Annotated in this window: 17 protein-coding genes; 13 read left to right on the forward strand and 4 right to left on the reverse strand. The window is 71.3% G+C overall.

Translation table 11 applies throughout. The features are described from left to right. Nucleotides 1-163: 163 nt before the first annotated feature. From E0H26_RS26835 to E0H26_RS26860, 6 genes are all read left to right on the forward strand, one after another. Nucleotides 164-1,843: a right-handed parallel beta-helix repeat-containing protein gene (locus tag E0H26_RS26835; protein WP_131308692.1), complete on the forward strand. Its 1,680-nt coding sequence runs from the start codon at nucleotides 164-166 to the stop codon at nucleotides 1,841-1,843. Between the two features lie 31 nt (nucleotides 1,844-1,874). Next, entirely contained in the window at nucleotides 1,875-3,410 is a 1,536-nt protein-coding gene (gene eccE / locus E0H26_RS26840) for a type VII secretion protein EccE (protein ID WP_131308695.1), read from the forward strand. Continuing rightward, nucleotides 3,407-4,099, forward strand: a complete 693-nt coding sequence (locus E0H26_RS26845; RefSeq protein WP_131308698.1) for a hypothetical protein — start codon at nucleotides 3,407-3,409, stop codon at nucleotides 4,097-4,099. The genes eccE and E0H26_RS26845 overlap by 4 nt, the downstream gene beginning before the upstream one ends. A gap of 204 nt (nucleotides 4,100-4,303) precedes the next feature. Continuing rightward, complete coding sequence (locus tag E0H26_RS26850) at nucleotides 4,304-8,479, forward strand: ExeM/NucH family extracellular endonuclease (protein ID WP_240742403.1); 4,176 nt, start codon at nucleotides 4,304-4,306, stop codon at nucleotides 8,477-8,479. Nucleotides 8,480-8,556: 77 nt separating this feature from the next. After that, entirely contained in the window at nucleotides 8,557-9,189 is a 633-nt protein-coding gene (locus tag E0H26_RS26855; RefSeq protein WP_131308701.1) for a hypothetical protein, read from the forward strand. A 95-nt stretch (nucleotides 9,190-9,284) separates the two neighbouring features. Continuing rightward, nucleotides 9,285-10,328, forward strand: coding sequence for a WxL protein peptidoglycan domain-containing protein (locus E0H26_RS26860; RefSeq protein WP_131308703.1), 1,044 nt, complete (start codon nucleotides 9,285-9,287; stop codon nucleotides 10,326-10,328). Between the two features lie 13 nt (nucleotides 10,329-10,341). Here E0H26_RS26860 and E0H26_RS26865 read toward each other — a convergent pair whose 3' ends face one another. The 3 genes from E0H26_RS26865 to E0H26_RS26875 form a co-directional block, all read right to left on the reverse strand. Beyond that, complete coding sequence (locus E0H26_RS26865) at nucleotides 10,342-11,790, reverse strand: ATP-binding protein (RefSeq protein WP_240742404.1); 1,449 nt, start codon at nucleotides 11,788-11,790, stop codon at nucleotides 10,342-10,344. Beyond that, on the reverse strand, nucleotides 11,787-13,445 hold the full coding sequence (locus E0H26_RS26870) for an NAD(P)/FAD-dependent oxidoreductase (RefSeq protein WP_131308706.1): 1,659 nt from the start codon (nucleotides 13,443-13,445) through the stop codon (nucleotides 11,787-11,789). The genes E0H26_RS26865 and E0H26_RS26870 overlap by 4 nt, the downstream gene beginning before the upstream one ends. 555 nt (nucleotides 13,446-14,000) lie before the next feature. Then, nucleotides 14,001-14,594, reverse strand: coding sequence for a hypothetical protein (locus E0H26_RS26875; RefSeq protein WP_131308709.1), 594 nt, complete (start codon nucleotides 14,592-14,594; stop codon nucleotides 14,001-14,003). 255 nt (nucleotides 14,595-14,849) lie between these two features. On the opposite strand from E0H26_RS26875, the gene E0H26_RS26880 reads away from it, so the two are divergent. Continuing rightward, nucleotides 14,850-15,929, forward strand: a complete 1,080-nt coding sequence (locus tag E0H26_RS26880) for a ParB/Srx family N-terminal domain-containing protein (protein ID WP_131308712.1) — start codon at nucleotides 14,850-14,852, stop codon at nucleotides 15,927-15,929. A 468-nt stretch (nucleotides 15,930-16,397) separates the two neighbouring features. Here E0H26_RS26880 and E0H26_RS30665 read toward each other — a convergent pair whose 3' ends face one another. Next, the gene (locus E0H26_RS30665) at nucleotides 16,398-17,405 is read right to left on the reverse strand and encodes a helix-turn-helix transcriptional regulator (RefSeq protein ID WP_420812896.1); all 1,008 of its coding nucleotides are present in this window, start codon (nucleotides 17,403-17,405) and stop codon (nucleotides 16,398-16,400) included. 188 nt (nucleotides 17,406-17,593) lie between these two features. On the opposite strand from E0H26_RS30665, the gene E0H26_RS26890 reads away from it, so the two are divergent. The 6 genes from E0H26_RS26890 (at nucleotide 17,594) to E0H26_RS26915 (ending at nucleotide 25,588) form a co-directional block, all read left to right on the forward strand. Then, nucleotides 17,594-19,249: a hypothetical protein gene (locus E0H26_RS26890; RefSeq protein WP_131308715.1), complete on the forward strand. Its 1,656-nt coding sequence runs from the start codon at nucleotides 17,594-17,596 to the stop codon at nucleotides 19,247-19,249. Continuing rightward, nucleotides 19,246-20,328: a hypothetical protein gene (locus E0H26_RS26895; RefSeq protein ID WP_131308718.1), complete on the forward strand. Its 1,083-nt coding sequence runs from the start codon at nucleotides 19,246-19,248 to the stop codon at nucleotides 20,326-20,328. The genes E0H26_RS26890 and E0H26_RS26895 overlap by 4 nt, the downstream gene beginning before the upstream one ends. Nucleotide 20,329: 1 nt before the next feature. Then, nucleotides 20,330-21,418 carry a hypothetical protein gene (locus E0H26_RS26900; RefSeq protein WP_240742405.1) on the forward strand — a complete coding sequence of 363 codons (1,089 nt, stop codon included), beginning with the start codon at nucleotides 20,330-20,332 and terminating at the stop codon, nucleotides 21,416-21,418. A gap of 255 nt (nucleotides 21,419-21,673) precedes the next feature. Then, the gene (locus E0H26_RS26905; protein ID WP_131308721.1) at nucleotides 21,674-23,458 is read left to right on the forward strand and encodes an N-acetylglutaminylglutamine amidotransferase; all 1,785 of its coding nucleotides are present in this window, start codon (nucleotides 21,674-21,676) and stop codon (nucleotides 23,456-23,458) included. After that, complete coding sequence (locus E0H26_RS26910; protein ID WP_131308724.1) at nucleotides 23,445-24,575, forward strand: carboxylate-amine ligase; 1,131 nt, start codon at nucleotides 23,445-23,447, stop codon at nucleotides 24,573-24,575. Before E0H26_RS26905 ends, E0H26_RS26910 begins: the two co-directional genes overlap by 14 nt. 155 nt (nucleotides 24,576-24,730) lie before the next feature. After that, on the forward strand, nucleotides 24,731-25,588 hold the full coding sequence (locus tag E0H26_RS26915) for a cytochrome c biogenesis CcdA family protein (RefSeq protein WP_131308727.1): 858 nt from the start codon (nucleotides 24,731-24,733) through the stop codon (nucleotides 25,586-25,588). Nucleotides 25,589-25,852: the final 264 nt, after the last annotated feature.

The following is a 25,852-nucleotide window of genomic DNA, read 5'->3' on the forward strand; positions in this document are numbered from 1 at the left end:
GTGCGGAGCGGATACCGCCACCTCGGCGAAACGGTGCCGATCTCAGGCCGGCAGGCCATCACCCTGGTGGCGGTTGCCTGATGGGGCCGCAACGGGCTCACATCGGGTCGGCCGGCTGGGATATCGTCGGCCCAGCCCTCATCGCCGTACGAAGCCCGGAGTCATGACGCGCACCCTTCTCGTCTCCCCGGACCAGCCCGGCGCCTACCCCTCCATTGGGGAGGCCCTGGCGGTGGCCAGCGACGACACCGTCGTCTCGGTGGGCCCCGGCACCTACTACGAGGCGCTGTTCGTCAACGACCGGGCGGTCACCGTCGTCGCCGCGCAGGGTGCGGGAACGGTCACCATCGACGCCTCCGCCGGGACGTACCCGACGGTGTCCTGCAACTCGGGTCGGCTGGAGCTGCGCGACCTCGTACTCCGGGCGGGCGACGCTCCGGTCGTGGTGGGCGACCGGGCGACGCTCACCATGAGCGGTTGTGAACTGAGCGCCGGATTCGGTGCGGCGATCCAGGTGGCCGGCCGGTCCGAGTTCACCCTGACCCGCTGCCGGGTCACCGGCGGTCGGTACGGCCTGGTGGTCGAGGACTCCGACGGCACCGTCGAGGGGTGTGAGTTCACCGACCTCAGCGAGGACGGCATCATCGTGCGCATCGGCGCCGCCCCGGCGATCCGCACCAGCACCGTCGCCCGCTGCGGCAACCGTGGCATCTACGTCTACCAGTACGGCCGGCCCACGATCGAGGCGTGCGACATCTCCCAGACCGGTCACGCCGGGGTGGCAGTCGTGCACCAGAGCGCTCCCGTGCTGCGACGCTGCCGGATCCGGGACACGCGCGGCCCGGCGATCAGCTTCGCGCGTGGCTGCCACGGCACGGTCGAGGAGTGCACCACCGAGAACAACGCCCAGCCGGCGATCGAGGTCGCCGAGGGGGCCGCACCGACCATTGTGGCCGGTACGGCCAGCGCGAAGGCGTCCTACGGCGCGGACGCCGCCCGCGCCACCACCCAGCAGGACCCCGCCCGGGTGGAGCGACTGCTGGCCGACCTGGCGGCGATGGTCGGCCTGGAGTCGGTGAAGGAAGAGGTCCGGGCCCTCATCGACGAGATCCAGGTCAACGAGTGGCGCCGCAGTGCCGGGCTGCCGGTCGGCGCGGTCAGCCACCACCTCATCTTCGCCGGTGCGCCGGGCACCGGTAAGACCACCGTGGCCCGCATCTACGGTGACCTGCTTGCCGCGTTGGGTGCACTGCCCGGCGGGGCGTTCCGCGAGGTTTCCCGGCGGGACCTGGTCGGCCAGTACATCGGCCACACCGCCGAGAAGACCGCCGCCGCGTTCGAGCAGGCGCGCGGCGGTGTGCTGTTCGTGGACGAGGCGTACACCCTGTCCCGGTCCTCCGGCGGTAGCGCCGACTTCGGGCAGGAGGCCATCGACACGCTGGTCAAGCTCATGGAGGACCACCGCGACGAGATCGCCGTGATCGCCGCCGGCTACACCCGGGAGATGCTCGATTTCCTCGACGCCAACCCCGGTCTCGCCTCCCGGTTCGCCAAGACCATCGAGTTCGGCAACTACTCTCCCGAGCAGCTCGTCGTCATCGTGTCGCGGCTGGCCGGCGGCGACGAGTACCTGCTCGCCGAGGGCGTCACCGAGGTGCTTCGGGAGCATTTCGGCACGATCGAGCGGGACCAGAACTTCGGCAACGCCCGGGAGGCCCGCAAGCTGTTCGAGGGCGTCCGCAAGGCGCAGGCGCAACGGCTGCGCCAGTCCGGCCAGCGGCCCAGCCTCGACGAACTTCGTACCGTGACCGTCGCCGACGTGCGTGCCGCGATCGGGCGCTGATCATGCCGGGCCGGTCAGGGAGGGGCGCGCGGTGACGCATCCGGGTGCGGCACGGCCGGGCGAGCCGGGTTGGCAGCATCACCCGGGAGCCACGGCACCGCCAGCACAGCGCACGGCGCCGCCGCAGGCCGGCACGCCGCCGCAGGCCGGCACGCCGCAGCAGGCCGGCACGCCGCAGCAGGCCGGCACGCCGCAGCAGGCCGGCACGCCGGCACCGACGGTGGGTGGGACCGGGGCGGGACACAGCTGGGCGGCCCAACGAGGGCAGGGACGGGCGGCTGCTGGCACCGCGTACAGCAGCCAGGCCGTCGCCACGACGCAGACCGCCGCACCGGCGCCGGCAGCGCTGGCCGCGGGGGCGGCGGCAGCCACGCCGACTGCCGAGGCCGTCGCTGCCCCGCAGCCCACGGCGGCGGCTGCCCCGGTGGTCCGGCCATACCAGCGGCAACTGCGCGTCGCCGGTGTCCACGTCGCCCAGCTGGTGGCCTGGCAGGCCGGCGCGGCGGCGGTGCTGGCCACCATCGGGCGCGGCATCCCGCTGACCGTGGCGGTGGCCGGCGCCGTACTGCTGCTGCTCTCCCCGACCGTGCTGCGGTACCGCGGCCGGTGGGTCTACCAGTGGTTGGCGCTCTGGTGGAGCTATCGGGGCCGGCGCCGGCAGCTCGCCGCGACCGGACCGGATACCGCCTGGCAGTTGCTGACCCATCTGGAGGCCAGCGTGCAGCTGGACCAGGTCGAGATCGACGACCAGCCGGCCGTGCTGCTGACGCACCGGGGCGGGCTGAGTGCCGTACTGGAGGTCGACCCGACCGAGGGTGCGCTGCTCATGGGCGCGCCGCAGGCGCTGCCACCGCCGATGACGCTGCTTCCGGCCGCCGACCCCAAGGCTCCGCCGGTGACGGTGCAGGTGCTGATCCAGGTCACCCCGGCACCCCGGGTCCGGGCGGCGGCGGTGGACCGGGCGTACCGCGAACTGACCGAGGGGAACGTGCCCGCCAGCCGGCAGGCGTGGGTGGTGCTCCAGGCACCACGTACCCCCGACTTCCACGCCGACCGCGACCTGCGCCCGGCGCTGACCGCGGCGATCCGGCGGACCCGCCGCCAGCTCCGCCAGGATCGGGTGACCGCCCGCCTGCTCAACCGCGACGAGGTACTCGCCGCCGTCGCCAACCTGACCCACCTCACCGGCGACTCGACGGGCGGCGACCGGCCGCTGGCCCGGGAGGGCTGGCGTAGCTGGTCGGCGCAGGGCACGCCGCAGAGTTGCCACCGCCTGCTCGACTGGCCGGACCGGGCCTGGGACGTGGACCCGCTGCTACGCGGGCTGCCCGCCGCGGCCGGGGTGGTGTCGATCGCGGTGGCCCGGCAGTCCGGCCGCCCCGGTGACGACGAAGCCGTGGTGGAGGTGGCCGTGCGGCTGATCGGTACGGACACCGCCGCGCTGAGCGCCGCCGACGCCGCGCTACATGAGGCGATCCGCGGTCACGGAGGCCGCCTGCAACGACTCGACGGCGAGCACGCCCGGGGCGTGGCCGCCACCCTGCCGCTCGGAGGCTTCCTGCGGTGAACCACGTCGCCTTTCCCGGCAGCCGGATCGGGCTGCACGTCACCGACGGGCCCACCGTCGCCAGCCTGCGTCTGGTCGCCGGTGGTGGCGGGCTGGTGGTGGGCCGTAATCGCCAGCAGGAGCCGGTCGGTCTGCGGGTGTTCCGGGCCGAACCGACCCGGCTGATGCTGACCGGTGGGGTCCGCGCGGCCGAGCTGCTCGCCTTCCGGGCCCTGGCGCTCGGTGCCCGGCTGTTCATTCAGACCGCCCGGGAGCAGGAGTGGGACGCCTTCCTGCGGCGCTGCGTCATCGGCCGGGAGATCGCCTCGTTCCTGCCGCCGGGGGTGCCACCACCGCTGCCGGCGACGCCGACCGAACCACAGCTCGTCGTGATCGACACCGGCCCGGTGACCGGGCCGGACACCAACCTGAGCGCGCCGTGGCGGGCCACTCTGGTGGTCCGTGACGACCTGGCCGGCTGGGACGTCGAGGTGTTGGTGCGCAGCGACATCGTGGTGCTCCAGCGGCTCACCGCACCAGAGGCGGCCACGGCGGCGAACGCGCTCGGGCTGGTCAGCGTGCAGAGCTGGTTCACCCAGCTCCACCCGGAAATGGTCGGCCTGATCACCAAGGGGAAGGTGCAGTGGGTCATGCTGAGCATGACCGGCACCGAACGTCAGCTGATCGGACCAATTGCCCGGGGCGGTTGAGCCGGCCACGTCAAACGGTCGGCGTTTTCGAGCCGTACCCGGTGCCCAGATGCCGCGAATCCGGCCTGATCGCGCAGGCCAGTGCCGTGACGAGGACCACCGCCATTTCGCGAATTAGTACATCTGGTGGCTCCCGCACGGACACCCGTGCCCCTTATCCTCCAGCGGTCTATCACCCTCGGAGGCCCTGCGGAGGCCCAGCAGATGCAGCTAAGAAAAAGTAGGCGGCTACTCACAATTCCGGGCGTACTGGTCACCGCCACTGCGCTCCTCTTGGGCAGTGGCACCACCGCTTTCGCCGAACCCGCGTCAGCCACGCCGTTCATCAGTGAGATCCACTACGACAACGTCGGCACCGACGTCGGCGAGGCGATCGAGATCGAGGCGCCGGTCGGCTTCGACCTGAGCGGCTGGCAGATCGTCCTCTACAACGGTGGAAACGGCGCGGCGTACCACACCCGGACGCTGACCGGCACGGTCCCGGCAGCCGGTGTGGTCGTCGCCGAATACCCGGTGAACGGCATCCAGAACGGCGACCCCGACGGTGTCGCGCTGGTCTCGCCCAGCAGCACGGTGGCCGAGTTCATCACCTACGGCGGCACCTTCACCGCGGTCGGCGGGCCGGCCAACGGTCTGACCGGCACCGACATCGGGGTCAAGGAATCCAGCAGCACCCCGATCGGGCACTCGCTACAGAAGATCGACGGGGTCTGGAAGGCGCCGGCACCGAACACCTTCGGCGTCCGTAACGTCGCCGTCGACCCGGGCCCCGACCCGGACCCGACCATCGGCTGTGACGTCGTGGTCGACCACACCATCGCCCAGGTCCAGGGCACCGGCAACGCCACTCCGGTGGCCGGCACCCGGGTCACCGTCGAGGGCATCGTCACCGCCGACCACCGCACCGGTGGCTACAACGGCGTGTACGTGCAGACGGCGGGCAGCGGTGGAGACCGTCCGGTCGCCGCCGGCACCGCCTCGGACGGCATCTTCGTCTTCCTGACCACCAACACCGCCAACCACCCGGTGGTCGCGATCGGCGACCGGGTCCGGGTCAGCGGTACCGCGAACGAGTTCAACGGGCTGACCCAGCTCAGCATCGCCGCCAAGGGCGACGTGCAGGTGTGCGAGCAGGGCGCCCCGCTGCCCGCTCCGGTCCCGGTGGAGCTGCCGCTGACCGACGACGCCCGTGAGTCGGTCGAGTCGATGCTGGTCGCTCCGGTGGGCCAGTACACCGTCTCCGAGGTCTACAACACCAACCGCTTCGGCGAGGTGACCCTCGCCGCCGGTGACAAGCCGGCGCTGACCCCGACCGACCTGGCCCGCCCGGGCTCGGACGAGGCCCGCCAGATCGCCGCCGACAACAAGGCGCGCCGCATCCTGGTCGACGACGGCAAGACCACCAACCTGGCCACCGCCGGGCTGCTGCCGCCGTACGTCTCCAAGGAGAGCCCGCTGCGGGTCGGCGACTCGGTCGAGGCGTTCGTGCCTTCGGTGCTGTCGTACGGCTTCAACGAGTGGCGTCTCCAGCCGACCCGCCCGGTCGACGCGGACACCCGGCCGGTCGACCGGATCACCTTCAAGGCCAGCAACCCGCGTACCGCCGCTCCGGTCAACGTCGGCGGCGACCTGCGGGTGGCCAGCTTCAACGTGCTGAACTACTTCGTGCACTTCGGTGGCGACGCCCGCGGCGCCGCCAACGAGGCCGCGCTGGTCAAGCAGGAGGCGAAGATCGTCTCGGCGATCAGCGCGCTCGGCGCCGACGTGGTCGCGCTTCAGGAGATCGAGAACTCGGTCCGGTTCAACGCGCAGGACCCGCACCAGGCGCTCAAGCGTCTGGTCGCGGCCCTGAACACCGTCGACGGCGCGGGCACCTGGGACTACGTCCGCAACCCGGCCGAGCTGCCCGCAGCGGCCCAGCAGGACGTCATCACCGGGGCGATCATCTTCAAGCCGGCGAAGGCGCAGCCGAAGGGCCCGTCGCGTTCGGTGAACGACGAGACCGTCTGGTTCAACGCCCGCGAGCCGATCGCGCAGACCTTCACCGCTGGCCCGCTCGACTTCGTGGTGGTGACCAACCACTTCAAGTCGAAGAGCGGTGCCGGAGCCGGCGACAACGCCGACGCCGGTGACGGTCAGGGTGGCTGGAACGGGGACCGGGTCCGGCAGGCGACCGCGCTGACCACCTTCGTGGACCGGGTGAAGGCCGACAGCGACACCGACAACGTGCTGCTGCTGGGTGACTTCAACTCGTACACCCACGAGGACCCGATGCAGGTCCTCTACGGCAAGGACTACCGCAACGTCAACAACACCGGGAAGACCAGCTACGTCTTCAACGGTGAGTCCGGATCGCTCGACCACGCGCTGGCCTCGCCGTCGCTGGCGTCGCAGGTCACCGGCGTCGACGTGTGGCAGATCAACGCGGTCGAGTCGTACGCCTTCCAGTACGACGGGCTGGCCGCCTTCTTCGCGCCCGACCCGTACCGGGCCAGCGACCACAACCCGCTGGTCGTGGGGCTCAACACCGGGGCCAGCCCGGTCGACCTGCAACTGCTGAGCATCAACGACTTCCACGGCCGGCTGGAGTCCCCGGCCACCGTGGGCGGTCAGCCGGTCGGCGGGGCAGCTCAGCTCGCCGGTCTGGTCAACCAGCTCCGCGCGCAGAACCCGAACACCGCGTTCGTCTCCGCCGGTGACAACATCGGCGCGTCGACCTTCATCTCGGCGATCGACGACGACAACCCGACCATCGACGCGCTGAACCAGATGGGCCTGACCGCCTCGGCCGTCGGCAACCACGAGTTCGACAAGGGCATCGTCGACCTGACCGGTCGGGTCACCGACCGGGCGGACTTCCCGCTGCTGGGTGCCAACGTCTACCGGGGTGACAACCGGGTGCTGCCGGCGTACTCGGTCAGCACCATCGGCGGGGTCAAGGTCGGTTTCGTCGGTGTGGTCACCGAGCAGACCGGCTCGCTGGTCAGCCCGGACGGCATCGCCGGCCTCACCTTCCGCGACCCGGTCGCCGAGGCGAACCTCGTCGCCGGCCAGCTCAAGGACGGCGACCCGGCCAACGGTGAGGCCGACGTGGTGGTGCTGCTCACCCACGAGGGCGCCGCGACGGAGAACATCGACTCCGCCGAGGAACTGGCGAACGACCCGGTCTTCGGGAAGTTCACCCGGGTGGACGCCACCATCGACGCCATCTTCAGCGGCCACACCCACCAGCCGTACGCCTTCGAGGTCCCGGTTCCGGGCACCGACAAGCTGCGCCCGGTGGTCCAGGCCGAGGACTACGGCAAGCGGCTGGGCAAGGTCACGCTGACCTTCGACCCGGAGTCGGGTTCGGTCACCACCGCCGACGCCTCGCTGGTCGACGTGGTCGGTGCGCCGCAGGACCCGGCGGTCGCCGACATCGTGGCCGCCGCCAAGGTGCGGGCCGAGGAGCTGGGCAAGCGCAAGCTGGGTGAGATCACCGCCGACATCCGGCGGGCCTACACCGGCGGCAACGAGGACCGGGGCAAGGAGTCGGCGCTGGGCAACTTCATCGCCGACGTCCAGCTCGCCGGCACCGCCGACGCCGGCCGGGGTGGGGCGCAGATCGCGTTCATGAACCCGGGCGGCCTGCGGGCCGACCTGCTGTACCGCACCGACGGCACGGTGACCTACGCCGACGCCTTCGCGGTCCAGCCGTTCGCCAACGACGTGGTCACCAAGTCCTACACGGGCGCGGAGATCAAGTCTGTGTTGGAGCAGCAGTGGCAGCCGACGGGCGCGTCCCGTCCGGTGCTGTGGCTGGGTGTGTCGAAGGGCTTCAGCTACACCTACGACCCGCAGGCCGAGCGTGGCTCGCGGATCACCTCGATGAAGCTGAACGGCACGCCGATCGACCCGGCGGCCACCTACCGGGTGACGGTGAACTCGTTCCTCGCCTCCGGTGGGGACAACTTCACCACCCTCGGCGGCGGTACCAACCGCGCGACCACCGGCGACAACGACCTCACCATGCTGGTGAACTACCTCGCCGCCAACTCGCCGGTCACCGCCGACACCACGCCTCGCTCGACCGTCGGTCAGGGTGGTCCGGCGTGGGACGTCGAGGTGCAGGCGCGTACCCAGTGCGTCGGCACCAACGCGTACGTCGCGGTCACCGCCCGCAACGCCGACGACGTGGCACTGAGCATCGAGCTGGTCACGCCGTACGGGTCGCGCATCGTTGCCGATGTCGCCCCGGGCAAGACGGCGTACCAGGCGTTCAACAGCCGGGCTAAGTCCGTGCCGGCCGGCACCTCGACGGTGAAGATCACCGGTACCGTCAACGGCCAGCCGGTGACGGCGCAGGTCGAGTCGGCCTTCGCCGCGATCAACTGCGGCTAGTTCCGCCACGGGTGGCGGCGCCCTCGGGCGCCGCCACCCCACCCCCAATCGAGCAACACGCACCAACGGAGCATCGAATGCACACAAGGAACCGCCGGCGACTGTTCGCGGCCGTTGCCGCCAGCGCCCTTTTCGCCGGGTCGGTGGCGTTCGCCGGGCCGGCCGCGGCCGAGCCGGTCGACAGCACCGACGTACAGGTGACCGTCGACATCGAGGAGATCAAGGAGCCGGGCGTGCTCGCGATGTCCATCGCGGGTAACGCCGTCGCGCTGGCCGAGGACGGCTCGACGCTGCTGGTGCGTCAGTTCGTCGGCACCCTGCCGACCGTGACGGTCACCGACACCCGTACCGCCGACGAGGTGCCGGCGGGTGCCGCCTGGGCGGTGCTGGGTAGCGCCACCGACTTCACCGGCGACGCCGGTCAGGCGTCGATCGACGCCGGGCACCTGGGCTGGAAGCCGAAGCTGATCGACGGTGGCGACACCGGTCTGGTCAGCGAGGGTGAAGAGGTGGTGACCGTGCTGGACGAGCCGACCCAGCCGGGCAACAACGTGGGTCTGGTCGACCAGGAACTGCTGGTCTCCACCTTCGACTCGGGCGCGGTGGCCGGTGACGCCTACTCCGTCAACGCCGACCTGTTCCTGCGTACCCCGGCGGACGTTGCCGCCGGCAAGTACACCTCGACGCTGACCCTGTCCCTGTTCGAGTGATGTGTCGGGGGAGCCACCTTGCGGTGGCTCCCCCGCCCGCCCCTCTCGCCGGCGACCGATCCGGGCGCCAAGCCCGGCGCCCTAAGGAGTCCGCCATGATCCGAACCCCGCTGCGAGTGCTGACCCGGCTGCTCGCCGTGCTGGCCGTGGTACTGGCCACCGTGCCGATCTCGGCAGCCGGTGCGATGGCGGAGCCGACCAGTCCGACCGTCACCTGGGCGGTCCAACCGGCCGACCGCAACGGCCCGGACGGCCGCCGGTGGATCGAGCGCACCCTCGACCCGGGTGAGGTGGTGACCGAACACCTCGCGGTACGCAACTTCAGCGACTCCGACGTGGTCTTCTCCCTCAAGGCCGCCGACGGCTACCTCACCGACAAGGGCCGCTTCAACATGCTGCCGTCGAACGAGAAGTCGGTGGACGGTGGCACCTGGATCTCCGTGCAGGAGAAGGTGACCGTCAAGGCCGGCGGTACGAAGGTGGTGCCGTTCACCATCACGGTGCCCGAGGACGCCACCCCGGGCGACCACCCGGCGGGCATCGCGGCGACCGTCACCAGCACCGGCGGCACCGTCGCCGTGGAAAGCCGGGTCGGTTTCCGGGTCATGATGCGGGCCAGCGGCACGGTCACCGCCAGCCTGGCGATCAGCGACCTCACCGCCAGCTACGCGCCCTCGTGGAACCCGTTCTCGGCGGGCACCATCCGGGTCGGCTACACCGCGACGAACGACGGCAACGTGGCACTGACCGGCAGCGGCTCGGTGACCGTCGCCGAACTGTTCGGCCTGGTCAAGCAGGACGGCCCGACCCAGGTCGCGGAGACGCTGCCGGGCGGCGAGCAGGTGGTCGACGCCCAGATCGACGGGGTCTGGGGACTGGGCCGGCTGCGTACCACCGTCTCGGTCACCCCGACCGTGCTCGGCGGCGACGCGACCGACGCGGTGATCCGGCCCGGCACCGCCACCGTCACGACCTGGATCGTCCCGTGGCCGCAACTGGTGCTCGTGGTCGTTCTCGGCCTGCTCGTCCTCGCCTACCGCCTGATCATCCAGCGCCGTCGGCGCCGCCTCGCCCAACTGCTCGACAGCGCCCGGGAAGAGGGCCGGGCCGAGGGCCGCAAGGCCAGCCCGGTCGGCTGACCCACGCCGTCCGTCAGCCGGCCGCCAACGCGGCCGGGCTGATCGGCAGCAGTACGCGGAACACGGTGTCACCGGGAACGCTCGTCACCCGGATGTCCCCGTGGTGCTTGTTGACCACGATCCGGTAGGAGATGTCCAGGCCCAGGCCGGTCCCCTCGCCCACCGGCTTGGTGGTGAAGAACGGCTCGAAGATGCGGGCGCGGATCGTCTCCGGAATGCCCGGACCGGTGTCGGCGATCTCGACGAACAGTTGGTCGTCGAGGCGGCCGGTGCGGACGGTCAGGGTGCCCTCGCCGCCCATCGCACCGAGGGCGTTGTCGATCAGGTTGCTCCACACCTGGTTCAGCTCGGCGGCGTACGCCGGAATCGACGGCAGGCTGCGGTCGAACTCCTTGACCACCCGCACCCCGGCGGGGAACTTGCCTTTGAGCATCACCAGCGTGGCGCCGAGCAACTCGTGCACGTCCACCACCTGGTAGGGCGCCCGGTCGAGCTGGGAGTACTGCTTGGCCGCACCGACCAGGGTGGAGATCCGGGTGGCCGCGTCGTCGATCTCCCGCAGCAGCAGCTCGGTCTCCACCCCGTAGGTGAGCCACCGCACCACCGGCTCAAGGTCCTGCGGGCTCACCGTCGCCCGGACCCGATCCAGCCAGTCGACGTCCAGCCCACCGTTGACCAGGATCGAAGCCAGGTCCCACCCGTCGGTCACGCCCTGGTCGTCCAGCCAGTCGGTCAGCTCGTCCTCGGCGTCGCTGGTCTCCATGGCGGTCAGCGTCGGTGCCTTGCCCACCCGCTCGACCGCCTCCTCCTGCAACCTCACCAGGGAGTGCAGTTGCCGGCCGTCGAGCCGGGCGTCGGCGATCGTGGCGAGCTTGTGGCGCATCCCGGCGATCCGCTCCCGCAGGCCGGCGGTGGCCCGCACCGCCGCGCTCGCCGGGTTGTTCAGCTCGTGGGTCAGGCCGGCCGACAGCGAGCCCAGGGCCAGCAGCCGCTCCCGCTCGCCGACCACGGTCTGGGTGTCCCGCATGCCGATGAACATGCCCTCCAGCAGGTGCATCGCCATCGGGAACCAGGACCGCACGGCGTGCGCGAACTGCTCGGCGGGCAGCACGAAGAACTCGCTGTCGGTGAGCGCCCACATGCTGTTGCGGTACTGCCGGTCGTCACCCAGGTACGCCTGGGTGGCCCCGCCGTACACCCCGCGTTGCGAGGTACGGCTGATCTCCACCTGGTCGCCGTGCACCGTACGACACAGCCGCACCGTGCCGTCCAGCAGTACGAAGAAGCACTCGGCGGAGTCGCCTTCGGCGTACACCAGTTCACCCTCCGAGCGCTGCTCGACCCGCCCCTGCTCGGCCAGCCAGGTCACCTGCTCGTCGTCGAGGGACTCGAACAGGAAGAGCGTCCGGATCTCCGCCGGGGTCAACCGCTGAGGAGGGGCCACGCCCTCGCCGGTGGTCACTGCGTCTCCAGGTAACGGTGCACCAGGGAAACGGCCATCGCGCCCTCACCGACCGCCGAGGCGACCCGCTTCACCGACTCGGCGCGTACGTCGCCGGCGGCGAACACCCCCGGCACGCTCGACTCCAGGTGGTACGGGTCGCGGGGCAACGACCAGCCGGGGGGCCGCCGTCCCCCGCTGACCAGATCCGGTCCGGTGATCACGAACCCGCGCTCGTCGCGGACCAGGGTGCCGTCCAGCCATCCGGTACGCGGGGCCGCCCCGATGAAGACGAACAGCCAGGAGGCGTCCACGTCCCGCTGCGCGCCGGTACGGCTGTCCCGCAGGGTCAGCTGTTGCAGGTGCTCGCCGCCCGCACCGCCGACCACCTCGGTGTACGGGTGCACGGTCACCTGCTCGACGCGGTCGAGCTGGTCGATCAGGTACCGGGACATCGACGTGGTGAGGTCGGCACCCCGGATCAGCAGATGCACCCGCCGGGCGTAGCGGGAGAAGTAGACCGCCGCCTGCCCCGCCGAGTTCGCCCCGCCCACGATGTAGACGTCCTCGCCGATGCAGCTCGGCGCCTCGCTGGCGGCGGAGCCGTAGAAGACCCCACGACCGGTGAAGTCGGCGAGGCCGGGGGCGTCGAGCATCCGGTACGCCACCCCGGTCGCCAGCACCACCGAGTGCGCGGCGAGCGTCTGGCCGTCGCTGAACCGCAGCAGCCGCGCCGACCCGGCCTCGGTCAGGCCGATGACCTCACGAGTGCTGAGCAGCTCGGCGCCGAACTTCAACGCCTGCCGGCGGGCCCGGTCGGTCAACTGAGCACCGGAGACGCCGTCGGGAAAGCCGAGGTAGTTCTCGATCCGGCTGCTCTGCCCGGCCTGGCCGCCGGTGGCCTGGCGCTCCACCAGGACGGTCCGCAGCCCCTCCGAGGCCCCGTACACGGCGGCCCCCAGCCCGGCCGGGCCACCGCCGACGACCACCAGGTCGTAGAAGTCCGCCGCCGGGGTAACGGTCAGGCCGACCAGCCCGGCCAGCTCTGCCTCGGTCGGCGCCACCAGGGCCTTACCGTCGGCGGTGACCACCAGCGGTACGTCGTCCGCACTCACCCCGGCCGCCGCGAGCAGCCGCCCGGCCTCCGGATCGTCGACCAGCAGCCAGCGGTACGGCACCAGATTGCGGGCCAGGAAGTCGCGGATCGCGAACGACTCGGCGGACCAGCGGTGCCCGACCACCCGGATCTCCGTGGTGCCGGCGTCCGGGCTGGTCGACCACGTTTCCAACAGCGAGTCGACCACCGGGTAGAGCTTCTCCTCTGGCGGGTGCCAGGGCTTGAGCAGGTAGTGATCGAGGTCCACCAGGTTGATCGCGTCGATCGCCGCGCCGGTGTCCGCGTACGCGGTCAGCAGCACCCGTCGGGCCACGGGGAAGAGGTCCATCGCGGCTTCCAGGAACTCGATGCCGGTCATTTCCGGCATCCGGTAGTCGGCCAGCAGCAGCGCGACCTGCTCGCCCCGCAGCTTGATCTCGCGCAGCGCCTCCAGCGCCTCCGGCCCGGAACTGGCCCGAACCACCCGATAGCGGTCGCCGTAGCGGCGCCGGAGATCCCGGGCGACCGCCCGCGACACCGCCGGGTCGTCGTCGACGGAGAGAATCACCGGATTTGCCATCCGCCCATGAAACCACGCCCGCGTGCCGACCCGATTTCAGCAACCTGACCCGGATCTCCGCCCCAACCTCCCCACCACCCCACCCCTCCTTCTCACCCACCCACCCACCCGCCCTCCCACCCCCGAACGCCTAACGGCGACCCCGCCCCGCGATCTTGCACTTCTGGCCGGGACAAACCTCTCCTATACGGACACTTCACCGACCAAAAGTGCAAGATCGATGCGGGAGGGGGAGGGGGAGGGGGAGTCTGTCTCGCGGATCTTGGTTTGGGACGGCCTTTATGGGGGCCGTCCCAAACCAAGATCTGCGGCTGGGACCGGGTGAAGGGGACCGGGTCGCCCGGCGGTGTCGACCAGGGGGCCGACCAGTGTTGTTGGTCCGCGGTGTGGACGAGCAACGCAGCCGGGACGGGCGCGGCCTCAACGGCGCAGGCGCTGGCGCGACCAGGCGGGCCGGTACGACATGCCCGGCCCCACTTCCACGCCTGGCTCGACTCGTCGAACGTCGAACGGGCTACCCGCCGTCCTCGACCAACAAGATCCGCGAGACAGAACCTAGGGGGTGGGGGCGGCGCGGAAGGTGATGTGGTAGCTGAAGGAGGGGCTGTCCACCTGGTAGGCGTAGCAGCCTGGGCCGCTGACGGTGGTGGTGCCGGGCAGGGAGGCCGCCGGCCCGGGCAGTACGGCGTAGTGGCCGCCGTGGCGTGGTTCACCGAGGTAGGAGAACTCCGCAGCGGCGGTGCCCGGGGCATCGATACGGCCCGCCCGGACCAGCACCGGGCCGGTGTAGCCGGCGTAGAGCCAGCGGACCTTCACCTGGTAGCTGCCATCCTGTCGGCGATCGCTGTCCCGCAGGGGCAGGACGCCGCCGGTGAAGTAGTCGGCGATCGGGTAGACCGGACCGGGGCCGAGCACCCGGGACGCCTGCTCCGGATCGTCCCAGGGTCGCGGCTCGGTGACCGGGCAGGCGTCGCCGGCACCACCGCTGGGCAGCCGCAATGGTGGTGCCGCGAAGTCGCCGGGCGAGCCCGTCGGAGCGACCGCAGAAGCCGACGAAGATTCGGTCGGGTCGGCCTCGGGTGTGCTGTCACAGGCCGCCGCCATCGACGCCAGGACGACGACCATCGTCAACCGGGCAAGTTTCACCACCCCCGCAGTATCGACCCCGCTCGGTGAATCCGCTGCCCCACCGGTCGGCCCGACGGGCTGTCCGGCCAGCCCGGTCCACCGGACAGCTGCGGGCTCCACGCTGCCAGCGTTTCCGTTTTGCCAGGTCAGCGGCGGCCGGATGGGCGATCGTTCGCCTCCGGGTCGGCTCCCGGCCACGCAGCGGATCCCGTTTGTTGGTCGGTCGCCTACAGGCTCGCCTGCGACATCCCCCCGTTGGCGCAAGGAGCCATTGTCATGCGCTTCAAATCAACCGTCCGTCGTGCCTCGCTGCTGGGGGCGGCCCTCACGGTCGCCGTCGGAGCAGGGGCCGCCGTCGCGGCACCCGGTGCGATCGCGGCGCCTGGTGCCCCGGGTGCCCGGCCCTCGTTCTGTGACCACGACAGCCGCCGTACGCCGTTCGCGAAGTACCTGTGTGCGCAGCCCGGCGACCTCCTCGACGTACGCATCGGCGACGTGCACCCCACCCAGCCGTCGCTCGGGTACGACGAGGTGTACTACAAGCTCGGCCGATACACACTCGGCAAGGACGCGGTCAACAAGAGGTTCAGCGACTGGTGTGAGGCCGACGGCCGACTCGATGCGGTCGCCGCGGCTCCGGGCGCCCGCCTGGACGACCCGTCCTCCTTCACCTGTGCCCTGCCGGTCGGTGCGGAGACGCCGGGGAGCATCGCCCCGATGAAGACCGTCGTCATCGGTCCCGGCGGTGAACCCTTCCTCACCGACGGGCACCACACGCTCACGTCCTTCTTCGAATCCCCGGACGGCGGCGCGAACCTGCACGTCCGGCTGCGGGTGACGGCCAACCTGAGCACCCTCCCCCCGGCGGCCTTCTGGGCCGAGATGAAGGCACAGAAGTGGGTGTACCTGCGCGACCCGGAGGGCAGGGCAATCAACGTGCACAAGCTGCCGGGGAAGGTCGGCCCGGCCAACTTCGCCGACGACAGGTACCGCAGCCTGCTCTACTTCGGCCGGGACGTCGGCTACACGCCGAACGGGCTGCCGTTCCAGGAGTTCTACTGGGGCGGCTGGGTCCGCGACACCAAGCCGGTCGAACTGGCTGGCTGGAACCCTGCCGACCATGGCAGTTACCTGGCCACCGTTCGCTCACTGACCGAGGCGATCACCACGCTGCCCAGGAACGCCGTCGTCGGCGGAGGCTTCACTGCGGCCGACCTCGGCGCGCTGGAGCGGTGGAACGACGGCAAGGCCGCTGACAAGGGCGAGTTCGACAAGCTGAGCAGGCCGTACGCGGACGCCAAGCCCGGAAAGCTGGCCTACATGGTCGAGTACAAGCGGGTGCACGGTCTGGCCTGACGCTTCGACCGCCGTGAACGGGCGCTGAGCGATCGCTCAGCGCCCGTTCGCGTTCCGTCAGGGCCGGTGAGCGCAGGCCGCGATCACGGACCAGTGGCCGGTTACGCGGTGAGGGCGGAGACGGTGGTTCCACGCTGGTCGGTGCCGCCGCGCGAGGGCCAGTCCGGGCCTGGATCGCCGAGAACCGCCCCAGCCCGACCGAGGATTGACCGGGCCCGTCAGATACTGCTGCCCGACTAACGCTTGATCATCACCTGCGGCCCAAATGAGCCGGGGATGTCGCGCATCCTCCCTGCCACTCAGCGTGGCAGCAGCAGCTACCGCCCCCGCACGGATACCGAAGGCCATCGTGGCGAGGTCGACCAGTTCTCCGCTCTCGGGATTGAGAGCAGCAAGCCGTACTCCGCGGTGTTTGCAAGGTTGGCCAGTTGGTGAAACACGCAGGACCAGCCCAATTGCCGGTCGCCTTTATCGCAGACCGGATTCGTAGACGGCGATCACCGCCTGCACGCGGTCGCGGCAGCCGAGTTTGCGCAGCACCTCGGAGACATGGGTCTTGACGGTCTCGTCTCCGATGCCGAGGTCGACGGCCACCTCGGCGTTGGACCGGCCTTGGGCGACGGCGAGCAGCACCTCTCGCTCGCGCGGGGTGAGCGTCGCGATCCGCTCGGCCCACGGCCCAGTCAACACCTGCACTTCGGCCTCGGCGACCACTGCCGACCCGGTCGGCGTCGCCTGTGCTTCGGTCTCGGACCTTACTGGCCCGGTCGGCGCCACTGAAGGTTCGGGCTCGGCCACTGCTACCGCCTCGGTCGGCGACTCGGGCGACTCGACCGCAGGCAGCATGGGCACTGCTGCCGCTCCCGATGTGGCGTCGCTTGATCCGACGCGAGCGGCGCGACGTCGACGCACCACAGCGGCGACCAGCACGACGGCGCCCACCGCGCCCAGATAGATCGCCAGGTAGGCGATCCGCAGCTCGTCGAGCCAGCGATCCGGCTCATAGGAGCGGAGGTTGACCGGCCCGACGAGCGGCACATGCCAGTACATCCCGCTGGTGCAGTACACCACCGCGAGCGTGACGGCCAGAGCCACCATGGCGAGGGAGAGCTTGCGCGCACCCTCGTAGACAGCGATCCCGAGCACGGCGAGGACAGCCAACCACCACCCCCAGGCAACCGCACCCAGCAATGGCGAGAGAACCCAGGGGACAACCGCCAACACGCAGGCCGGGCCGAGCCGGTACCGGGACAACGCGACCGCCGCGACCGCCGCGAAGTTGGCGAGCCCGAGCCCGAGCCGACCCGGATCGATGAGCCATGTGCTGGAAGCCTCGTAGAGGGCGTCCACCCCCCACCACGGAGTCGCCAGGAGCACCAGTGCTACCACCGCCGTGAGTACCAGCGGCGCACTCCACCTGGCCACGCCACCACGGGGCTCGGCCATATTGGTCGCCGTCACGTCCGGGTTCGCCATACCGCGAGCTTGCCAGCGTTGCGGCGGCTCACGCCTCCCCGATCATCGGGAAATCGGGGCCGGAGCAGTTCCCCCGTACGGGGGAGGATTCGTCTTCACCGGCTGGCCACCGGTTGTTCGGCTGCTGTGCGTAACCGGACCGTACAGTCCCGACGCTGGCGCCGTTTCGGGGTGAGGACGGGTTTCGGGTGTGGCTCAGGGCTGACAAGAAGGCGTTCGACGGGTTCCTCGATGCCGCCTCGGTTTACTGGCGCAAGAACCTGGGGTCCACGCCGTCCCAGCGTTACCTCGTGGTCGAGGTGTTCCACCAGGACATCCGGGTGGCTCTGCGGAACCTGGCGGTCGCCAACGCGATCCGCCGGATCGTGCCGGCCCAACTCGTCGTCGTCACCGGGGTCGAGCAGATGTGGCACGAGGCGCTCTGGACCGAGTTCGACGTGCAGTTGGTCAGGCGGATCGCCGAAGCCTACGGCGCGAGCGAGGTCATCGACCTCTACCGTCTGGTCGAGGGCCCGGCCCGGTCCGCCACGCCGGGCGCGGTGCAGTTGGAGCTGTTCGGCAGGCCACTGGTGCCCGGGCCGCCGATCAGCGAGGAGACCCTGGAAGAGTTCGTCAGCGCCACCTACTGCCGGGTGACCAAGCGGCCCCGGCCGCCCGAGGATCCTGCGGCCGACCCGCGCTACCCGCGGCGGCAGGCGCTGGCCCGGGCCATGTCGTCGGCGTACGACGCCCTGCTGGGCGACGGTTCCGCAGTGGCCCTGGTGACCAGTCACGTCGACTACGACCACTGGGGCCTGGCGGTGGACTCCGCCCGGCGGGCCGGCATCCCCGTCGTGCACACCCAGCAGACCGGGTGCCTCAAGGCGTACGCGCTGTTCCCCGAGACGGACACCGGGAAGTACACCTTCCGGGGCGAACTCACCCAGCAGATCGGCACCTTCTTCGCCGATCGCGTCTGGTCCCGTCGCGAGGAGGTGCGCCGCAACGCGGAGTTGGTCGCCTGGCGGTCGAAGGTCAACCTGGGTCGGCCGAGCTGGTGGCGGGGCGGCGCCAGCGCCTCCGTCGACATCAACAACAGCGCGGAGCGGGCCCGGCTGCGTACCCATTTCGCGGCACGTCTGGGCTTCGACCCGGCGCGTCCGGTGGTGGCGGTCTTCAACCACGCCGTCTCGGACGCTCCCGGCACCAACCACCAGTCGTTCCCCACGCTCGCCGACTGGTTCGAGGAGACCGCCCGCTTCGCGAGCACCGCGACGCAGGTGCAGTGGTTGTTCCAGGATCACCCGAGCCAGTTCCGCTACGACAGCACCGGCTTCTTCGAGTCGGTCGCCGCCCGCTACGCACGGCACCGGCACATGGTGTTCCAGCCCAGCAAGGATCTCAGCAAGAACGGCCTGTGGAGCCTGGTCGACCTCGGCGTGACCGTGCGGGGCAGCGTGAGCAACGAGCTGCCCGCGTACGGCATCCCGGTGATCCAGGCGGGCTGGTCGGAGTGGAGCGAGTGCGGCCTGTCCACCGTCGTGCACGACCCGGAGACGTACTGGAAGGCCCTCGACTCGGCGATCGGCGCCCTGGGCAGCGGCGAAGAGTTGATCTCCGCCGAACAGGTCGAGCGTGCCCGGTTGTGGTTGTGGTTCTACCGCAGCGCCACCGACCTGTTCACCCCGCAGGTGCCGCAGTGGGAGGTCTGGCCCGCCGACTACCTGCTCAAATCCGTACAGGTCTCGTTCCGGCACATCGAGAGCGACGCCGATCCGCTGTTCGAGGCCGTCGAGCGGATGTGGAGCCGACGCGAGCCGGTGTTGACCCGAACGGACCTCCACCTGCCGGCAGGTGCCCGGTGACGGCGACCGGCGCACGGTTCGCCACCGAGTTCGACGAACCGGCACCGCCGCGCGAGCTGCCCGCGGTGTTCACCAGCGGCGGCGACCCCGAGGTGCTGGTCGCCGACCAGATGGCGCGGGGTGCGGCCATCGTCGGGCGGGTCCAGGGCGGGTCGGGCGCGGTGATGCTGAAGGTCCGCAGCGGCGGTCGGCCGGTCCGGGTACGGGTCGATCTCCACGTGGACGGCGCCGCGCAGGCGGCCTGGTCCCGCGCGGCCACTCCGGAGCGGGGCATGCGGGAGCTACCCCGCCTGATCATGGTCCGGGCCCAGGGCACGGCCCGGGCCGCCGCCCTGATCAGTCGCCAGCGCGGGCGGCTGCGGATGGTGGAGGCCCACGCCTGGGTGGAGTTCGACCTGGGCGCGGACGAGATGGGCGACGACCATCTGCTGATCATCGAGCTGGCGGACGCCACGCTGCCGCCGTGGGCGGCGGCGTCACTGAGCCCGCTGGCGGCCTTCGGCGTACGGATCAACCAGGTCGAGGTGACCGCGATCGAGGAGGTCGCCGGGGAGTCGGGCAGACGCCCCCTGACCGGAGCGTCGGCGCAGCTCGCCGGCCTGGTCAGCGCCGGTGGACTGGTGGGGGCACGAGGCCGCACCGAGGGCCGTCCCCGGTCCAGGTTCGTCGTGGTCAACGCGGCCGGCCCGACGGTACGCACCCGGCTGCGGACCACCGTCGCGTCCGTACCGCCGGCGGCGTTTCGGCACCCCTCCCAGCCGTGGCTACGTCGCCAGCAGAGCCAGACCGTACTCAAGGCGGTGCGGGTGGCCAGGCGGGGCGCGGGATACGCACTGTTCGAGGCGTCGCCGTTCACCCGGCCGCCGGAGGCGGGCCGCCTGGCCGTACGCGCCGCGCACCTGGTCGACGGCACGGACTGCCCGGTCCGTACGACGGCACCCGGGCCGGACCTGATCGACGTGGTGATCGAACGGGCCGGTGACGGGCCGGTGCTGATCGGCCTGGCCGACCCGGCGGCCGAGGCGGCGCGGCGGCGGGTGTCCGAGATCGCCTGCCAGGTCACCGAAGTGGAGTGGTGACATGTCGGCACCGAACCGCCACGACGTGAGGCTCTCCGCCGACGCGACGGCCAACCGGCGGACGCTCGAAAGCATCCTGGCCAGCGACGCGGGCGGGACCCTGCACCTGCCGGCCGGTACCTTCCCGCTCGACCGCGGGCTCGTCGTCGGCTCGGGCTGGACCCTGGCCGGCGCGCGGCACCCGGACGGGCCGGTACGAACCTGGCTGACCTCGTCCGCCCCGGACGGCCAGCCGATCGTCCAGGTGTTGGGTTCCCAGGTGACGATTCAGGACATCGGGTTCCGGCCACCGCCCGCCGCGCCCGGCGAGCACGGCGGTGACCTGGGCACCGCGATCACCATCGGACGGTACCTCTACCCGGCCGAGACGGAGTGGATCGAGGGGATCCAGATTCGCCGGGTGCAGGTGGAGCGCCCGGACACCCGCGCCGCCAACTGCATCGCGCTCGTCGGGGCGGTGCGCCACGTCACCATCGCCGAGGTGTCGATCGTCGGTGGCTGCACCGGGATCGCGGTGCACTGGGGTGCGGTCGGCGAGAGTGTCAGCTCGATCAGCGGGCCGTCGTACCACCCGCACCACATCGACATCCACGATCTTCAGGTGGCCGACGCCTTCGAGGGCTTCTACCTCAGCTCGGTGCACGACGTCACCGTGGACCGGGCCTGCCTGTCGAACGTCGAGATCGGCTTCCGGCTGCTGCCCGGCGACAACACCGACCGCTTCCACACCGACGCGGACAACGCCATCGGGGAGCGGATCCGGGTGTCGCGCGCCCGGGTGGCGTGGAACGGCCCGCTGTACGCCATGCGGATCGCGGGCTGGGGCCGCAGCGAGGTCGACCACTCGGTCCGGGTGCTGGCATACCGGGACGTCGTGGTGGCGGACTGCACCCTGGTGCCGCTGCCGGCCACCGGTCCCGGCGCGCAGGAGCCGCTGCGCTCGCGTTCCCCGATCGTCGTCGAACAGGCGTCCGGGGTACTCCTCGACAACCTCCGCATCGACCTGGGCGCCGAGGCACGGCGCCTGGAAGGGCACCGGCCACCGCACCCGATCGCCGGTTGCCTCGCGGCACATTCCGGGGGCGACTGAGGCGCTCGCGGGACGGCAGCCGAACCCCGACGGCAGCGGTCCCGGGCGTGGGAATTCCTCCTCACCGATCTACCCCCGGCCGTACGTCCGGCCGGCATACGGTCAAGGTCAGGTCGGAGCCGTCGTCCCGTCCCGGGTAGCTACGCCGACGGCCTGGGCCCGCCACCCGCCACCAGCGAAGGGACGCCCTGTGCCAGGTCAGGTGACGCCGGCCGAAGGCCCTCCGCCGCCAGCCGTCCCGGCCTGAGCCGCCGGATGTGCGGGATCAGTGGTGAGGCGCGGTTCGACGGGACGGCGCCCGACGCCGCCGCGGTGACCCGGATGACCGAGGCGATGCGGTCGCGGGGTCCGGACGGTGCGGGTCGATGGGGCGAGGACTGGGTGCTCCTCGGGCATCGACGGCTGACCATCATCGACCTGTCCGAGGCCGGCGCCCAGCCGATGGTGCGCGAGGATCTCGGGCTCGCCCTGGTGTTCAACGGCTGCGTCTACAACTATCCGCAGTTGCGCGAGGAGTTACGGGCCGCCGGGCACACCTTCCACTCCACCAGCGACACCGAGGTGATCCTGGTGGCGTACGCCCAGTGGGGCGAGGACTTCGTCGACCATCTGGTCGGCATGTTCGCCGTGGGCCTGGTCGACCGGGCCCGGCGGCGGCTCGTGCTGGCCCGCGACCGGCTCGGCGTCAAGCCCCTCTACCTGGCCGAGACGGCGGGCCGGCTGCGGTTCGCCTCGACCCTGCCGGCGCTGCTCGCCGCCGGTGAGGTGGACACCGACGTCGACCCGGTGGCGCTGCATCACTACCTGTCCTGGCATTCGATCGTGCCCGCGCCCCGGACCATCCTGCGTGGGGTGCGGAAGCTGCCACCGGCGACCGTACGGGTCGTCGAGGCCGACGGGCGCAGCCGGGAGCGTGTCTACTGGCGGCCCGACTACGTCCGCCAGGCCACCCACACCGGCTGGGACACCCGGGACTGGCAGGCCGCGATGGGCGAGGCGCTGCGTACGGCGGTGGCCCGTCGACTGGTCGCGGACGTGCCGGTCGGGGTCCTGCTCTCCGGTGGACTCGACTCCAGCCTCATCGTGGCGCTGCTCGCCGAGGCGGGACAGGAACACCTGCGTACCTTCAGCATCGGCTTCGACAGTCGGGGTGGCGAGTCCGGCGACGAGTTCCACTACTCCGACCTGGTGGCCAGGGCGTTCGACACCGACCATCAGCGCATCCAACTCGCCGACGACGACCTGGTGCCGGCCGTACGCCGGACGATCGAGGCGATGACCGAGCCGATGGGCAGTCACGACGTGGTCGCCTTCCACCTGCTCTCCGAGCAGGTCGCGCGGCACGTCAACGTGGCACAGTCCGGGCAGGGCGCGGACGAGGTGTTCGCCGGGTACGGCTATCACCAGCCCTTCGTCGAGGTGCCCCGCGACCAGGTCGCACCGGCGTTCGCGGAACTCTTCTTCGACCACGATCACGCGGAGTTGGGCCAGGTCGTCGGCCCGGCGTACGCCCTTGCGGGTGATGCCAGCGGCGACCTGGTCGGCGCGGATCTGGGCGCGCGTGGCGCGGACACGGCGCTGGATGCCGTACTGCGGCTGGACACCCATCTCATGCTCCCCGACGACCCGGTGAAACGGGTCGACAGCATGAGCATGGCCTGGGGGCTGGAGCTGCGTACCCCGTTCCTCGACCAGGATCTCGTCACGCTCGCCGCCGCCTGTCCACCGGAGCACAAGGTCGCCCAGGGCGGCAAGGGAGTGCTCAAGGATGTCGCCCGGCAGGTCCTGCCCGCCGACGTGATCGACCGGCCGAAGGGGTACTTCCCGGTGCCGGCGCTGCGCAACGTGGACGGTCCCATCCGCGAACTGGTCGTCGAGGCGCTGCGGGCGCCGGCCGCGCGGCGACGCGCCCTGTTCCGGCCCGAGTACGTCGAGCGGTTGCTGGCCGACCCGCAGGCAGCGCAGGCGGCTGCGGGCAGCAACAAACTGTGGCAGCTCGGCCTGCTCGAACTCTGGCTACAGACCCATGGCATCCGGTAGTCACGGCGGTGCGGCGGTCGACGGCCTCCTCACCCTCGGCGTGGAGGAGGAGTTCCTGCTCCTGGATCCGGAAACCGGGGAGAGTCTGCCCGTCGCCGAGCAGGTGCTCGACGCCCTGTCCGGGGCCGCGCGCAGGCAGAGCCGGCAGGAGTTCCGGCACAGCATGATGGAGATGGTCACCCCGGTCTGCACCGAGTTGACGCAGCTACGCGAGCACCTGATCGCGCTGCGCCGCGCCGCCGCCGACGCCGCCCGGACGGCCGGCGCACGGCTGGTGGCGGTGGGTGCCACGCCGGTGTGCGAAGCCCAGCTCAGCGTGCCGGACGAGCAGCGGTACCACGCGATGTCCCGCCGCTTCGGGCCGGTCGCCCACGACCCGGCGGTATGTGGTTGCCACGTGCACGTCGGGGTGCCGGACCGCGAACTGGCCGTGCAGGTGTGCAACCACCTGCGTCCGTGGCTGCCGGTGGTGCAGGCACTCACCGCCAACTCGCCGCTCTACGACGGCCGCGACACCGGCCACGGCAGTTGGCGGTCGATGCAATTGGAACGCTGGCCGAGCATCGGACCCACCCCGCACTTCGCATCGGCCGCCGACTACGACGCCACCGTCCAAGATTTGATCACCGCCGGGATCATGCTCGATGCCGCGATGGTCTACTGGTACGCGCGCCCGTCGGTCACGTACCCCACCGTCGAGGTCCGCGTCGGCGACGTCTGCCCCTCCGTGGACGACACCGTGCTGGTCGCCGCGCTGGTCCGGGCGCTGGTCGCCACGATGATCGAGCGGGTCCGTACCGGCGTACCGCCCGCCCGGATCCGGAACTGCCTGGTCGCCGCCGCGCACTGGCGGGCCGCCCACGATGGACTCGACGGCGAACTCGTCGACCTGCGCGGCGGCGGCGCCCGACCGGCCTGGGCGCTCGTCGAGGACCTGCTCGACACCGTCGCACCCGCGCTGACCCGTTACGACGATCTCGACCTGGTGCTGCGCCAGGTCGACCGGTTACGCCGCGAGGGCACCGGAGCGACCCGGCAGCGTCGGGTCATGGCCCGCACCGACGGCGACGTCCAGGCGGTGCTGCACCATCTGATCGCCCAGACCGTGGCCGGTTGAGCCACCTCGCCCAGGCCCGCCATCGGCGTACCGAACCGGAGTAACATGTCGTCCTCGATCAGGCCGGGGTCGTGCTCCACAAGGGAGCACCGAACGCGCGGCGGTTGCGCGACCGGGTCGCCACCCTGACCGGCTGAACAGGATCAGGACGCCTCGTGCCCGACACCCCGTACGCTCTGGCCCTCGCCGCCGGAGTGCTGGCCGCCGTCAACCCCTGCGGGTTCGCGATGCTGCCCGCGTACCTGTCGTTGCTCGTACTGGACGGGTCCGACAGCGGTCCACGGTTGCGCGCGGTCGGCCGCGCGCTGCTGCTCACCTCGGCGATGACCGTCGGTTTCGTCGCCGTGTTCGGGGTGTTCGGCCTGCTGGCCGCGCCGGCAGCCGGCGTGATCGCCCGAAACCTGCCCTGGGTCAGCGTCGCCATCGGGCTGGTTCTGGTCGCGCTCGGCGGGATCCTGCTGGCCGGTCGCCAGCTGCCCACCGTCGGCCCGAGACTGGGTACCGGGCCGACCGTCACCCGCAGGTTCGGGTCCATGGTCCTGTTCGGGGCGGCCTACGCCGTCGCGTCGCTCGGTTGCACGATCGGGCCTTTCCTCGCCGTCGTCGTCACCGGTTTCCGGGCCGGCTCGGTCGGCGCCGGGCTCGCCCTCTTCGTCGCGTACGCCGTTGGCATGGCCCTGGTGGTCGGCGTGGTCGCGCTCGCCGTCGCCCTGGCCAAGATGTCGCTGGTACGCGGCCTGCGCCGGGCGGCCCCGCTGATCAACCGGGTGGCCGGCGTGCTGCTGATCGTGGCCGGCGGCTACGTCGCCTGGTACGCCTGGTACGAAATCCGGATCTTCCGGGGCGGCCCCGGCGGCGACCCGATCGTCGGCGCCGCCGCGACGATCCAGCACACGATCGCCGACTGGCTGAGCCGCCTCGGCCCCGGCACGGTCGCCCTCGCCTTCGCCGTTCTGCTCCTGGCCACCGTCGCTGCTGCGGTGCTGGCCCGCCAGCGCCGCACCCGCAGCTGACGTTCGCGCCCGGTCGGCCCGATGCTGGTGCCGGGCGGGCTCGGCTGTGCACCGAGCCCGCCCGTTCCAGTTCCATCCGATCCGGCTCACGAGCCTTGCGTGGCGTTGCCCGCGACGGTCGGACCTGCGTCACGCCATCAGCGTTGCAGGGTGAGGATGCCCGGTCGGTACGGCAGCAGACCGTAGTCGCCGCCGGAGTTGGGGGACCGGCCCTGGTACAGCAGTTGCAGGTTGCACGGGTCAACCGTCATCGTCTGATCGGCG

Source organism: Micromonospora zingiberis (assembly GCF_004331455.1).
In the GTDB taxonomy this organism is placed as follows: domain Bacteria; phylum Actinomycetota; class Actinomycetes; order Mycobacteriales; family Micromonosporaceae; genus Micromonospora; species Micromonospora zingiberis.